16 protein-coding genes are annotated in these 13128 nt (G+C 60.7%); 9 read left to right on the forward strand and 7 right to left on the reverse strand.

Annotated elements, in window-relative coordinates; translation table 11 throughout:
• Window positions 1–220 precede the first annotated feature (220 nt).
• Window positions 221–706: an acyl-CoA thioesterase gene (locus tag APH41_RS00395; RefSeq protein ID WP_003195747.1), complete on the forward strand. Its 486-nt coding sequence runs from the start codon at window positions 221–223 to the stop codon at window positions 704–706.
• Window positions 707–839: 133 nt separating this feature from the next.
• Here the strand turns inward: APH41_RS00395 and pdxY are convergent, their stop codons facing one another.
• A complete protein-coding gene (gene pdxY / locus APH41_RS00400) occupies window positions 840–1712 on the reverse strand; it encodes a pyridoxal kinase PdxY (RefSeq protein ID WP_054916953.1) in 873 nt (290 codons plus the stop codon).
• A 117-nt stretch (window positions 1713–1829) separates the two neighbouring features.
• On the opposite strand from pdxY, the gene APH41_RS00405 reads away from it, so the two are divergent.
• Entirely contained in the window at window positions 1830–2225 is a 396-nt protein-coding gene (locus APH41_RS00405; RefSeq protein ID WP_003195752.1) for a DUF3301 domain-containing protein, read from the forward strand.
• On the opposite strand, the gene APH41_RS00410 is transcribed toward APH41_RS00405, so the two are convergent.
• Genes APH41_RS00410 through dksA form a run of 4 tightly spaced genes read right to left on the reverse strand, consistent with a single transcriptional unit; the run spans window position 2219 to window position 5507 of the window.
• The gene (locus tag APH41_RS00410) at window positions 2219–3181 is read right to left on the reverse strand and encodes a GTP-binding protein (protein WP_054916955.1); all 963 of its coding nucleotides are present in this window, start codon (window positions 3179–3181) and stop codon (window positions 2219–2221) included. The two genes, APH41_RS00405 and APH41_RS00410, sit on opposite strands and share 7 nt — an antisense overlap.
• Before the next feature lie 44 nt (window positions 3182–3225).
• A complete protein-coding gene (locus APH41_RS00415) occupies window positions 3226–3870 on the reverse strand; it encodes a DUF1826 domain-containing protein (protein ID WP_054916957.1) in 645 nt (214 codons plus the stop codon).
• On the reverse strand, window positions 3870–5075 hold the full coding sequence (zigA, locus tag APH41_RS00420; protein WP_054916960.1) for a zinc metallochaperone GTPase ZigA: 1206 nt from the start codon (window positions 5073–5075) through the stop codon (window positions 3870–3872). The genes APH41_RS00415 and zigA overlap by 1 nt, the downstream gene beginning before the upstream one ends.
• A 27-nt stretch (window positions 5076–5102) precedes the next feature.
• Entirely contained in the window at window positions 5103–5507 is a 405-nt protein-coding gene (gene dksA / locus APH41_RS00425) for an RNA polymerase-binding protein DksA (RefSeq protein ID WP_034129158.1), read from the reverse strand.
• 125 nt (window positions 5508–5632) lie between these two features.
• On the opposite strand from dksA, the gene APH41_RS00430 reads away from it, so the two are divergent.
• On the forward strand, window positions 5633–6001 hold the full coding sequence (locus tag APH41_RS00430) for a hypothetical protein (protein ID WP_054916962.1): 369 nt from the start codon (window positions 5633–5635) through the stop codon (window positions 5999–6001).
• On the opposite strand, the gene APH41_RS00435 is transcribed toward APH41_RS00430, so the two are convergent.
• Window positions 5998–7209: an N-acetylmuramoyl-L-alanine amidase gene (locus tag APH41_RS00435; protein WP_054896085.1), complete on the reverse strand. Its 1212-nt coding sequence runs from the start codon at window positions 7207–7209 to the stop codon at window positions 5998–6000. The genes APH41_RS00430 and APH41_RS00435 overlap by 4 nt on opposite strands.
• A gap of 128 nt (window positions 7210–7337) precedes the next feature.
• On the opposite strand from APH41_RS00435, the gene folE2 reads away from it, so the two are divergent.
• The 6 genes from folE2 to APH41_RS00465 are packed head-to-tail and all read left to right on the forward strand — an operon-like array spanning window position 7338 to window position 12548.
• Complete coding sequence (folE2, locus tag APH41_RS00440; protein ID WP_054916964.1) at window positions 7338–8228, forward strand: GTP cyclohydrolase FolE2; 891 nt, start codon at window positions 7338–7340, stop codon at window positions 8226–8228.
• Window positions 8225–8893 carry a metal ABC transporter ATP-binding protein gene (locus tag APH41_RS00445; RefSeq protein ID WP_054916966.1) on the forward strand — a complete coding sequence of 223 codons (669 nt, stop codon included), beginning with the start codon at window positions 8225–8227 and terminating at the stop codon, window positions 8891–8893. The genes folE2 and APH41_RS00445 overlap by 4 nt, the downstream gene beginning before the upstream one ends.
• Window positions 8894–9760 (forward strand): metal ABC transporter permease, encoded by an 867-nt coding sequence (locus APH41_RS00450; protein ID WP_054916968.1) that lies wholly within the window; start codon window positions 8894–8896, stop codon window positions 9758–9760.
• An 11-nt stretch (window positions 9761–9771) separates the two neighbouring features.
• Window positions 9772–10650 carry a metal ABC transporter substrate-binding protein gene (locus APH41_RS00455; protein WP_054916969.1) on the forward strand — a complete coding sequence of 293 codons (879 nt, stop codon included), beginning with the start codon at window positions 9772–9774 and terminating at the stop codon, window positions 10648–10650.
• A complete protein-coding gene (locus APH41_RS00460) occupies window positions 10647–11207 on the forward strand; it encodes a DapH/DapD/GlmU-related protein (protein ID WP_054916971.1) in 561 nt (186 codons plus the stop codon). Before APH41_RS00455 ends, APH41_RS00460 begins: the two co-directional genes overlap by 4 nt.
• 3 nt (window positions 11208–11210) lie before the next feature.
• Window positions 11211–12548 carry a dihydroorotase gene (locus APH41_RS00465; RefSeq protein WP_054916972.1) on the forward strand — a complete coding sequence of 446 codons (1338 nt, stop codon included), beginning with the start codon at window positions 11211–11213 and terminating at the stop codon, window positions 12546–12548.
• Here the strand turns inward: APH41_RS00465 and APH41_RS00470 are convergent.
• A complete protein-coding gene (locus APH41_RS00470) occupies window positions 12545–13066 on the reverse strand; it encodes a DUF3617 domain-containing protein (protein ID WP_014720569.1) in 522 nt (173 codons plus the stop codon). The genes APH41_RS00465 and APH41_RS00470 overlap by 4 nt on opposite strands.
• Between the last annotated feature and the right edge of the window lie 62 nt (window positions 13067–13128).

A 13128-nucleotide genomic window follows, 5' to 3' on the forward strand; every position in this document is an offset into this window, starting at 1 on the left:
GGAAAAGTCTGCCTTGATCGTAAGAAAAGCCCTGAGAAGGGCTTTTGAAGGGTAACACCGCGACTTCTGCTGGAAAGCCGGTGCAATATATGGAAACAGATCGCTGCGCGCGTGACGGCGAGCCGCCTGACGGCGTCCCGTTAGGGATGGCGCTGCAAAGACTTTGAGTACCCGCAGAGGTGCCTCCCCCCCACCAATGCCTACAACCCGTGAGTGTGCTATGGAACCCGGAAACGCCCAGCTGTCGATGACGGTACTGATGACCCCTGACATGGCCAACTTCTCTGGCAATGTGCACGGCGGCACGCTGCTCAAGTACCTCGACGAAGTGGCCTATGCCTGCGCCAGCCGTTATGCCGGTCGTTATGTGGTCACGCTGTCAGTAGATCAGGTGATCTTTCGCGAGCCGATTCATGTCGGTGAGCTGGTGACCTTCCTGGCGTCAGTCAACTACACCGGCAATACGTCGATGGAAGTGGGCATCAAGGTGGTGACCGAGAATATCCGTGAACGCTCGGTGCGCCATACCAACAGCTGCTTCTTCACCATGGTGGCCGTGGACGACCAGCGCAAACCTGCCGCCGTACCGCCGTTGCAGCCGCAGAACAGCGAAGACAAGCGCCGCTTTGTGCAGGCTCAGCAGCGTCGGCAGATTCGTCAGGAACTGGAAAAGCGCTACCGGGAGATCAAAGCCGACGCGCCGTAAACTCCAAGCGGCGACTCAACTCAAAAACGTGTGGGAGCGGGCTTGCCCGCGATAGCAGTGGTTCAGTCGACATCGCTTTGACCGAGACTCCGCCATCGCGGGCAAGCCCGCTCCCACATTGGGTTCTGTGTCATTACAGGCTGATCGGTGTGGCTTCGAAGCGCACACGAGGGTGGGCAATACGGTCCTGGGCCCGCACCAGTTCCAGTTCATAACTGCCGCAAGCCTGGGTTTCCAGCAGCACTTCATGCACGGCTGCGGCGGTGAATTCAAAGGCAGCCACCAGGCTATCACCCAACAGCACCCGCGCCAGAAACAGGCCCGACGTCAGGTCGCCCACGCCCACTGGCTGGCGCGGAAACGCCAGCAGGGGCCGGCGCAAGTGCCAACTGCCCTCAGCTGTCACCAGCAGCATTTCAAAACCTTCTGGCAGTTTGCCTGGGTAATCCAGGTGCTTGACCAACACCGCCTTGGGCCCGCGCGCCAGCAAGGCCTTGGCCATCGCCAGGCAATCGAACAGCGATTGCGGCTTGCGCCCGGCAAAACTGTCCAGCTCCAGTTGGTTGGGGCACAGGAAGTCCGCCATGGCGGCGGCTTCATCCAAAAGGAAATCGCTGACCTCCTGCGGCACGATGCAACCCTTTTCCGGGTGGCCCATCACCGGGTCGCACAGGTACAGCGCCTTGGGGTTGATCGCCTTGATGCGCGCCACACCGCTGAGGATGGCGCGGCCCTGGTCGGCACTGCCCAGGTAACCGGACAGCACCGCATCACAGTTGCCCAGCTCGCCAATCGCGGCAATACCCTCCACCAGCGCAGGAATTTGCTGCGGCGCCAACACTTCGCCCGCCCACTGTCCATACTGTGTGTGGTTGGAGAACTGCACCGTGTTGAGCGGCCACACGTTCACCCCGACCCGCTGCATGGGGAACACGGCGGCGCTGTTTCCGGCGTGGCCGAAGACCACATGAGACTGGATCGCAAGCAGGTGAGGTGTACGTTTCATGCGGGAGATTTCCGTAAAACCGTTGAATTTCTGGCCGAGCAGTATGCGACTAAACGCAGCCTGTACGACAGACCGGCGACACAGTTAAGCTGCGCTCACTTTGTTGGAGTTCATGGAATGCTGACCCTGGGAAACATCTTCGTTTTGATGCTGCTGGCCACCGGCGCCGCCTGGGTTTGGCATAACCACGGCCTGCGTGAACGGGCGCTGGCGCGGGTCAAGCAGCATTGCGCCAAGCTCGATATCGAGCTGCTTGACGGTGCCGTGGCGCTCAAGCGCATCGGTTTCGTCAAGGATGCCAATGGCCGCCGACGCCTGGCGCGTATCTATAATTTCGAGTTCACGGTGACCGGCGAAACTCGGCATGCCGGGGTCATCACCCAATTCGGCGCCCACAGCGCGCAGATCGAACTGGCGCCCTACCCGTTCGAAACCAAGGAGCCGCTGCCCAGCGCCGAGATCATCGAATTGAGCCAGTGGCGCCAGGACCACGCCAGCAAGAAACATCAGTAACGGCAGGCTGCCAGGGCGCTTTGCAATGCGGCCACGTTCTGTGGTGCGCTGAAGATCAACTCAACACGTGAATCGCGCCGCCAAGCGCTGGGTTGCCAGTGCAGTGGGCTGTTATCCACAGCGTTGGCAGACACCCAACCCTCAACGCTGTGGATAACCAATTTGGCACGGCGCCAGTCGATACTCGATAGCCACTGATGCAGACGGCTGACATCGAATCGCTGGCTTGGGTGCCAGCGCCAGCCGATGCTCCAGCCGCCCTCCTGGCTCTGACTCAGACAGATCGGCAGCCCCGGGTCGCTCCAGATCGCCGGCATTTGCCACACCGCTTCAGGCACGCCGAGATTATCCACCGCTACTTGGGCCTGCGCTTTCAAACCGGGCAACCGGTCGAGTGGCAGTTGCGCCTGGCGTGTCCAATGGAGCGGGCAATCGGGTAATTGCGCTTCAATCGCCTGACGTTGCACCGCAGTCAGCGTCTCGTCCTTGTTCAACACCAGCAGACCGGCACTGGCTAACGCCTCCTGTTGTGCCTGCGGCAACGGCCTGCCCGCCGCCAACGCCTGGGCATCGAGTACCAGCACGCAAGGCTGCACGGCCAGCACGTCTTGCCATGGTGCGTGCCGCAGTTGCTTGAGCAATTGCGCCGGATGGCCCAAGCCTGAGGGCTCGATAAACAACCGGTCCGGCTTAGCCTTACGCAACAAGCGGCCCAGCCCTACCTGGAACGGTGCACCGTTCACACAGCACAAACAGCCGCCAGCCACCTCGCCCAAGGCGATGCCGTCATCGTCTTGTGTGAGTAGGGCTGCGTCCAGGCCGATCTGGCCGAACTCGTTGATCAGCACCGCCCAGCGCTCGTTGGCCGGGCGCTGGGCAAGCAGGTGCTTGATCAGGCTGGTCTTGCCGGCGCCCAAGGGCCCTGCAATCACATGGGTAGGAATGTTCTGCAACATGAGAGGCATCGTTCAGGCCGTGTAGAGCGTTTGATCCTACGCGGTTATGCCAGCCAATCCAGCGTCAGGATCAACCGTCGCTCATCGGCCTTGAGCGCTGGCGAGCGGTGGATCAGCCCATGTCCTTCATTGCCGTGCCATTTGGTGCCTTTAAGCAGCGCCACTTCACCGCAATGGATCTGCTCGATGCGCTCAGTGGGCTCGGCATCCGCCTGGCTCAATCTGCGCCGGTCCATAACGCCTTCGCGCAACCATTGGCTTCCGATACCGGCGTAGGTGGTGATCAGCCGAACCGGCACGTGATCGACGTGAAAACGCGGGCACATGGCCTTGTCCAACAGCCGTAAGCGTACGCCGATGCGCTTGGCGCCCAGCAGGCAGGCGAATGCACTGACCAGCCACGACACATCGGCGATAAACCCATCGTAGCCTTCAAGATCGCGACAGCTGGACGCCAAACCTTGCAAGTTCGGCACGGAGTCTTCGCTAGCCAACTCGACCACCAAGGACTCGGCCAACGGTTCATTGAGCGCCACCAGCAAAGCGCCAAACTCGGCGATGTGCAGGGGCAGCTGGCGCTGCCAGATGGCCAGGTTGACGCCGTCATTGAGGATATCGGACAGCGCCAGCGGCGTTTCCCCATGTATCTGGCGGATGACGGGGCGCAGGGGAATGACTGGGGCCAGCATCAGGCGACCTGCTCGTACCAAGGGCCAAACGGGTCAGGCAGCTGGCGCCAACCTTCGATACCCAGGGCCATTTCTTCATCGTTGAGCAAGCAGGCGTCCAACTCGGTACGCATCTGGGCAAAGTCGATGTTTTGCCCGATAAACACCAATTCCTGACGGCAGTCACCCGTGCTCAACTGCCAGTTAGCCATGATCGCCGCCACGCTTTCTTCGTCCTGAGGCCACTGGCTTTTCGGCACAAAGCGCCACCAACGCCCGGCAAACCCATGGCGCATCAACCCGCCCGCCTGGGACCAACTGCCCGCATCCTGATGTTTGCTGGCCAACCAGAAGAAACCCTTGGAGCGCAACAGCTTGCCGTTGACCCAGGGGCGGTCGATAAAGTCGAAAAACCGCTGTGGATGGAACGGCCGGCGCGCACGGTAAGCCGTGGACGCTATGCCGTATTCTTCGGTTTCCGGCACATGCTCACCGCGCAATTCCTGCAACCAGCCCGGGGCCTGGGCGGCGCGTTCGAAGTCGAAACGGCCAGTGTTGAGGATTTTGTTCAGCGGCACTTCGCCCATAACCATCGGGATGATTTCCGCCTGGGCGTTGAGGCGCTCGAGGATGGCCATCAGTTCTTCGCGCTCACGGCTGCTGATCAGGTCAATCTTGCTGATCAGGATGACGTCGGCGAATTCGATCTGTTCGATCAACAGGTCGGTGATGGAACGTTCATCCTCCTCACCGAGGGTTTCGCCCCGTGAAGCCAGGCTTTCGGCGGCCTGGTAGTCGAGCAGGAAATTCATACCGTCGACCACAGTGACCATCGTGTCCAGGCGTGCAATGTCGGCCAGGCTTTGCTCGTTTTCATCGCGAAAAGTGAAGGTTTCGGCCACGGGCAAAGGTTCGGAAATACCGGTGGATTCGATCAGCAGGTAATCGAAACGACCTTCTTTGGCGAGTTTTCCCACCTCTTCAAGTAAGTCTTCACGCAAGGTGCAGCAGATGCAGCCATTGCTCATCTCCACCAGCTTTTCTTCCGAACGATTGAGCGTGACATCACGCTGCACCTCGCTGCCGTCGATGTTGATTTCGCTCATGTCGTTGACGATCACCGCCACCCGCAGGTTGTCGCGGTTGCGCAGGACATAGTTGAGCAGAGTGCTTTTACCGGCACCGAGAAAGCCGGACAACACGGTCACAGGGAGACGATTGGGCATCAGGTATTCCTCATCAAGGTTGGCCGGTCAAACTGCCCGTCTATGGCGTTCGCGCAGCTCTTCACGTTCTTTGGCTTCGATACATAAGGTGGCGGTGGGACGCAGCAGCAGGCGTTGCAGGCCGATGGGTTCGCCGGTTTCACGGCACCAGCCGTATTCGCCACGAGCCAGCAGCTCCAAGGCGTCGTCGATCTTGTCCAATAGCTTCTTTTCACGCTCCAGCAGGCGCAGTTGCCATTGGCGTTGCTCTTCGGCACTGCCGATATCCGCCAGATCGCTGTTGGTTTCCTGCTCGCGTAGCGCCTGGAACTCTGCGTCGATACGGGCTTGCAGGTCATCGCGCTGAGCCAGCAGCAGTTCGCGGAAGAAGCGCTGCTGGGCCTCATTCATGTAGTCGGCCGCTGGTTGGGCCAAAAGGTCGTGTTCGGTCATGGAAGCGGTTCGCGGGTCGGGCTGTGCATTTATGTTATAGTATAACAATACAAATAAGCCAATCCCTCTTGCTCGCCGCGACGAAGGGCGCAATGCTGGGTCACCTGCCTATGTTGAGAACCTCGATGAAATACCTGCTATGCGCGCTGCTATTGGCAGTCGCCGGGCCTGCCTGCGCCCAGGCACCCAGCCTGTTGGCCAACTGCACACGCAGCGCCAACCTGCTCGCTTGTGTGGACCCGTCGGGCAATGCCTATAGCGTGGCAACCGTCGGCAGCACTACGTATCTGCGCGGTTTCGAAGTGATCGGCAAACGCTATTGGGCGCAGACCAACAGCCGTTATGGGCAACTGACGTTTTTTACCGGGTTGGCATCGGATGGCGAGGCGTGGGTCGGCTACACGCGGCGCGTGGGCTGGACCACCATCAACCGGTTTTCCAGCTCAGGGGGCGCCAGCGCCAAGTTCACTTGCAGCCGAATGACCGGCTGTTAGACCTGGCTGTTTTTCTGCGCCTGCACCCAGGCCATGTAGCTGTTCATGGGTGGGTTCTTCTGGAAGTAACGCTTGAGTCCTTCGAAAAGGCCATCCGCCACCGCCTGTTGATGGCGCGCCGTCACCAGCCGCTGGGCATCCCGAGGGTTGGAAATGAAACCCGTCTCCACCAGGATCGAAGGCACGTCCGGTGACTTGAGCACGGCGAACCCCGCCTGCTCCACACGTTTCTGATGCAGGCTGGTGATGTTTTGCAGGCTGCCCAATACCGAGCCACCCAGTTGCAGGCTGGAGGCGATGGTCGCATTCATCGACATGTCGAGAATGACCCCGGCCAGCATCGGGTCCTTGTCCTTCAGATTGAGCAAGGTGGTGGCGCCCAGCAAGTCGGCGCCATTTTCGCGCTGGGCCATGAAACGTGCCGTAGCCGAAGTGGCGCCCCCTTCCGACAACGCATACACCGAGGCGCCCGACGCGGTCAGCCGTGGCGCGGCGTCGGCATGCACTGAGATAAACATATCGGCCTTGTGCTGACGGGCGATGTCCACGCGCTTGCGCAGCGGCACGAAGAAGTCGTCGTTGCGCACCAGTTTTACGTCAAAACCCTTTTCGCGCTTCAAGCGTTTAGCCAACAACTGGGCAATCGACAGCACCACATCTTTTTCGCGCTGGCCCTTGGAGCCAATGGCACCTGGGTCTTTGCCGCCATGGCCGGGGTCGACCACCACGATGATGTCGCGCTTGGGATGCGCCTTATCTACCGGAGTTACCAAGGGTGCCGTCTCAGCGGCGATTTGACGGGGCACACGGGTCGCGTTGGTCAGGTCCAACACCAGGCGATGGCCTTGGCCATCCTGGGGCGGCAGCACGAAGCTGTTGAGCTGCATGGGCTCGATCAGGTCCAGCACGATGCGCGTATCGCTCTTGCCGAAATGCCCGGAACGGATCGAGGTAATCCCACTATTCTCCAACGCCAATTGGGAAAAGTCGCCGCTGAGCCCGGCGCCACTCAAGTCGATGATCAAGCGGTCCGGTGAGGTCAGGGAAAAGGTCTTGTATTGCACCGGGCCGCTGAGGTCGAACACCAGGCGCAGCTTGTCCTCCGAGCGCCACAGGCGTGCATTGCGAATCTGCGTGGCGTAAGCCCCCAAAGGCAAGGCGAACAAGGGGCTGACCAGCAGCAGGTTGAGGAGCTGACGTCGGTGCATGGCATATACCGCAGATAAAGGAGTGTCCCTACTCGATATGACTGAACAAAGGCTGGAGCAGAAAATTCATCGTAGCTCGTATTGTTATACTATAACATGTCGAATTATTTCCAACGATGGACCTGCTTATGAACGCGCTGACTCTGCCGGATATCGCCGCGCAGGCTTCACGCCAAGCCTTGCCACTCGACTGGGTGGGGATGTGCGGCATCGCCTTGCCGATCCAGATTGACGGTCAACGCCTGGCCGCCACCGCTGATGCGGGCGTAAGCCTGGACGACGGCACGGCCCGTGGCATTCATATGTCACGCCTGTACCTGGCTCTGGAAATGCTCGATCAACACCCGCTGACACCTGCACTGCTGCGTAATGTACTGCAGCGTTTTCTCGACACACATGAAGGTTTATCTAAGAACGCTTACTTGCGCATCAACACCCAGTTGCTGCTTAAACGACCCGCCCTGGTCAGTCCGCTAGCCGGCTGGAAGAGCTACCCGGTGAGCATCGAAGCGCGTCTGGAAAACCAGATGTTCCACGTGGAACTAAAAATTGACGTTACTTATTCCTCAACCTGCCCTTGCTCCGCCGCCCTCGCCAGGCAGTTGATTCAGCAGCAATTTGCGGATGATTTCGCCAACACTCCGTTGCAGCACGAAGCGCTGCTGGCCTGGCTCGGCAGTGCAAACGGTATCGTTGCCACACCCCATAGCCAACGCAGCAGCGCGCAGTTGCAAGTTCAGTTGCAAGGTACTGACCTGCCGATAATCGACTTGATCAACGCTGCCGAAGCCGCGCTCGGTACCGCCGTACAAACCGCGGTGAAACGCGCAGACGAACAAGCCTTCGCCCTGGCCAACGGGCAGAACCTGATGTTTTGCGAAGACGCCGCTCGCCGCCTGAACCTCGCCTTGAAACGCTCGGATGCCATCAAAGCCTTCCACCTCAAAGTGATCCACGCCGAAAGCCTGCACGCGCACGATGTCGTGGCTGAAAGCCACTGGACGAGAGACTTTGCATGATCACCTGTAACTCTTTGCGCTGGGGTGCCCCTGGGCAACCGCTCACCCCGGCACTGGATTTGACCCTGGAAAAAGGCAGCCTCACCGGCATCATCGGCGCCAATGGCACAGGCAAGAGCAGCCTGCTCAAAGTCATCGCCGGCCTGCAAAAGCCGCTGGCGGGAAAGGTCATTGTGGATGTTCCACGCCGTGGCGGCTTGGCCTTCCTACCCCAGCAGCAACACTTGGACCGCCAGTTCCCTATCAGCCTGCAAGAGCTGGTCGCTGCCGGTTTCTGGGGCACCCAACACACCGCGCAACAACGCAGCCAACGCCTGCACGCGGTACTCGAAGACTGGTGCCTGACTGGCTTGGAACATCGACCGTTGATGGCATTGTCCGGCGGCGAATTGCAGCGCGCCCTGCTGGCACGCATGAGCCTGGCCGACGCATCCGTCCTGCTGCTCGACGAACCTCACGCAGCCCTCGATGAGGACGGTCAGGCGCTGTGCTGGAAACACATCCATGCCTGGCACAACGAAGGCCGCACCCTGGTGATCGTCTGCCATGACCTGGCCGCCGTGCGTCACCACACCCAGCACGTACTGCAGATCAAAAACACCGGCTGCCTATTCGGCCCCAGCAAAGAGCTGATCCGCCCGCAACCGCAGATGCAGGTGGCCTGAATGCACTTCACTGCCCACTTATGGATGCCGTTTCATGAGTTTGTCTTTATGCGCCGCGCACTCATCGGCGGTTTGGTACTGGCTTGCAGCACCGCGCCGCTAGGTGTGTTTTTGATCCTGCGGCGCATGAGCCTGATCGGTGATGCGGTGGCCCACGGCATCCTGCCCGGCGCAGCCCTGGGTTTCTGGTTCGCCGGCCTGAGCCTGCCCGCGCTGACCCTCGGCGGCCTGGGTGCAGGCCTGAGCATGGCCGGCCTGGCCGCGTGGATCACCCGCCGCACCGGGCTGCGCGAAGACGCCAGCCTCGCCGCCATCTACCCCATCTCTTTGGCCGCCGGGGTGCTGATCCTGGGCCTTGCCGGCAAGCGCCTGGACCTGCTGCACCTGCTGTTCGGCTCCGCCCTGGCCGTGGATCAAACCACACTGACCGGCATGCTCTGGGTCTCGGGTTTCAGCCTGATCGCCATGGCGCTGATCTACAAACCGCTGCTGCTGGACACCCTCGACCCGCTGTTCCTGCAAACCGTCAGCCGCCTCGGCCCCCTCGCCCATGGCGTGTTCCTGACCCTGGTGGTGCTGAACCTGGTGATCGGTTTCCAGGCCATCGGCGCGTTGATGGTGGTCGGCTTGATGATGTTGCCGGCCATCGCCTCACGCTTCTGGAGCCGACGCCTTCCAGTGCTGATCGCGGTATCGGCGCTGCTGGGATGCCTGTCGGTGTGGTTGGGCCTGCTGCTGTCGTTCTACTACTCACTGCCCAGCGGCCCGGCGATCGTGCTGGTGGCAGGCGCTGGGTATTTGTTGTCCGTGGTGTTCGGTCCGGTGCACGGCTTGTTGCGCCGCCCGCCTTTGCTCACATCCCAATGAGGTGTTTCCCGATGCGCGCTCTATTCGTGCTGTTCAGTCTGCTGCTGCCGCTTTCGATGGCCCACGCCGCCGACAAACTCCAAGTGGTCACCAGCTTCAGTATTCTCGATGACATCACCCATCAGATCGGTGGCGAGCATATCCAGATCAGCAACATGGTCGGCCCGGATGCCGACGCCCATACCTATGAACCCACGCCGGACGACGCCAAGGCACTGCTCAAGGCCAAGGTCATCATCAAGAACGGCCTCGGTTTCGAGCCGTGGCTGGACCGCCTGGTCACCAGCACCGAAACCAAGGCAACGGTGGTCACCGCCAGCAAAGGCGTGATTTCCCACACCATGGACGAGGATGGCGAAACCATTCCCGACCCGCACGCCTGGCACAACCTGGCCAACGCCGAAATTTATGTGAGCAATATCACCAAAGCGCTGGTAGCCGCCGACCCTGCCAACAAGACCGCCTACCTGAGCAACAGCCAGGCCTACCTCAAGCAAATCCATAGCCTGCTGGACGAGGCCAAGGCCAAGTTCGGCGCCCTGCCACCGGGTAACCGTCGCATCGTCACTTCCCACGACGCTTTCGGTTACCTGGGCCAAGCCTATGGCATCCAGTTCCTCGCACCCCAGGGCTTGTCCACCGAACGTGACCCTTCAGCCGCAGAAGTTGCCGCACTGATCACCCAGATTCGCAAGGACAAGGTCAAAGCCGTGTTCATGGAAAACATCAAAGACTCGCGCCTGCTCAAGCAGATCGCTGACGAAAGCGGCGCACAGATCGGCGGCACGCTGTACTCCGACGCCCTCGCCGCAGAAGGCCCGGCCAGCACCTTTATCGGGCTGTTCGAATACAACCTCAACACCCTGTGCGCCGCACTGAGCCAGCCATGATCCGCAAAAATCCTTCCGGCGACCTGCCGGTGATTGCCGAATCGGCCTACGTCGACAAGACCGCGATCATCTGCGGCAAAGTCATCATCGGTGAGAACGTGTTCGTCGGCCCTTACGCCGTGATCCGCGCCGACGAAGTGGATGCCAGCGGCGCCATGGACCCGATCACCATCGGTGCCAACTCCAACATCCAGGACGGCGTGGTCATCCACTCCAAATCCGGCGCAGCAGTGACCATCGGAGAATTCACCTCCATCGCTCACCGCTCCATCGTCCACGGCCCCTGCACAGTGGGCGACCGCGTGTTTATTGGCTTCAACAGTGTGCTGTTCAATTGCGCCGTGGGCGATGGGTGCGTGGTGCGCCACAACTCGGTGGTCGACGGCCGCGACCTGCCCGCCGCTTTCTACGTGCCCTCCACCACGCGTATCGGCCCCAACACCGACTTGTCGCACTTCCCGCCGGTGAGTGTCAGCGCCTCGGAGTTTTCCGAAGACGTGGCACGCACCAACGTCGACCTGGTGCGCGGCTACAAAGCCCTGCAAAACGAGTTCTGAACCATGAGCCGCCTGCTGATCCGCAACGCCCGCCTGGTCAACGAGGGCCAGGTATTCGACGCCGACGTACTGATCGCCAATGGTCGTATCGAGAAGATTGCCGCCAGCATTCAAGGCGATAACGAACCGGTGGAAATCGATGCCAACGGCCAGTGGCTGCTGCCAGGGATGATCGACGACCAGGTGCATTTTCGCGAACCCGGCGCACCGGAAAAAGGCAGTTTCTACAGCGAATCCCGCGCGGCGGTGGCCGGTGGTATCACCAGCTTCATGGACATGCCCAACACCCACCCGGCCACCCTGAACCTGGAAGCCCTTGCCGATAAAAAGCGCCGTGCCGCACTGCATTCAGTGGCCAACTACGGCTTCCATTTTGGCGTGAGCAACGACAACCTCGACACCGTCGCGGCCCTCGCTCCTCGTGAAGTAGCTGGAGTCAAAGTGTTCATGGGCGCCTCCACCGGCAATATGCTGGTGGACAACCCACGCATTCTGGAGCGCCTATTTGCCGAGGCGCCGACCATCCTGCTCGCTCACTGCGAACACACGCCCAGCATATTGGCCAACGAGCAGCGCCTGCGCGAACGCTTCGGCGAGCATATTCCCGCCGTCGCCCACCAGCTGATCCGTGATGCCGAGGCCTGTTATCGCTCGTCATCGTTTGCCGTGGAATTGGCCAAACGCCATGGCACGCGCCTGCATGTGTTGCACCTGACCACCGCTCGCGAACTCGCGCTGTTCGAAGACAAGCCCCTGGCCGACAAGCACATCACCGCCGAAGTCTGCCTGCACCACCTGCTGTTCGATGACCGCGATTACCACCGCCTCGGCCACCAGATCAAATGCAACCCGGCGATCAAGACCCGCGCCGACCGCGACGCGCTGCGCCTGGCGTTATTGAGTGATCGTCTGGATGTGATTGGCACCGACCATGCGCCGCATACCTGGGCGCAAAAACAGTTGGACTATCGGCAAGCACCCTCGGGCTTGCCCCTGGTGCAGCATGCCCTGCCGGCGTTGCTGGAGTTGGTGGCCGACGGGCATTTACCCCTGACCACTCTGGTAGCCAAGACCAGCCACCGCGTGGCCGACCTGTTTGCCATTGCTGATCGCGGCTACGTGCGCGAGGGCTACTGGGCCGACCTGGTACTGATCAAACCGGAGCCTGCTGGCAAGCCGGTCAACAGCCAGCCTATTCTCGCCCGCTGCGGCTGGACACCCTTTGCAGAACGCAGCTTTCGCCACAGCGTGAGTACCACACTGGTCAGCGGCCACCTGGCCTGGCACAACGGCCAGGTGGTCAACAGTTGCCAGGGCTTGCCCCTGCAGTTCGGGCGTTAGGCGCGGGGTTTGACCGAACCGCAATCGTTGCCCAGCCACTGGGCGTGGCTGTCCAGGCTACCCTTCTGCTGGATCCCGGTGGCATTGAAGGTACCGTTGACGCTGGTGGTGAATTCTTTCTGGCTCTGGAACGTTGCCACCCCAGTGCCCTGGGCTTTCGGGCAACTGAAACGGAATTTCCACTGGTTGCCGCTCTTGTCGGTGACTTCCTGTTTGCAGCCCGATTGAGGGTCGGTCAGGGGGATCGAATCGGAGGCCACCTGAGCCGGGGTCAGGCACACCTGTACGCCTTTACCGGCCATGTTGATGCCTTGCTTTTCGAGCATGGCGCGCTGTTCAGGGGTCATCTGTTGCTTGAGTTGACCGAGGATCAGCGACAAGTCCGGCAGGTCCTGGTTATCGACTTTCATATTGCTGGTGGTCAATTCCCACAAGCCCGGCGCCAGCATCTGCGCCTGCGCCGCCACAGGCAGCGACAAACCAACAACCATGGCCAAACCAAGCAGACGAGCATTCATCGGGTAACTCCTGGGTAATTGTGGGCGTTAGACGTCGCAAAGCAGCCAGTGTTGCATGGCAA

Source organism: Pseudomonas sp. NBRC 111138 (assembly GCF_001320835.1).
Lineage (GTDB): Bacteria > Pseudomonadota > Gammaproteobacteria > Pseudomonadales > Pseudomonadaceae > Aquipseudomonas > Aquipseudomonas paracarnis.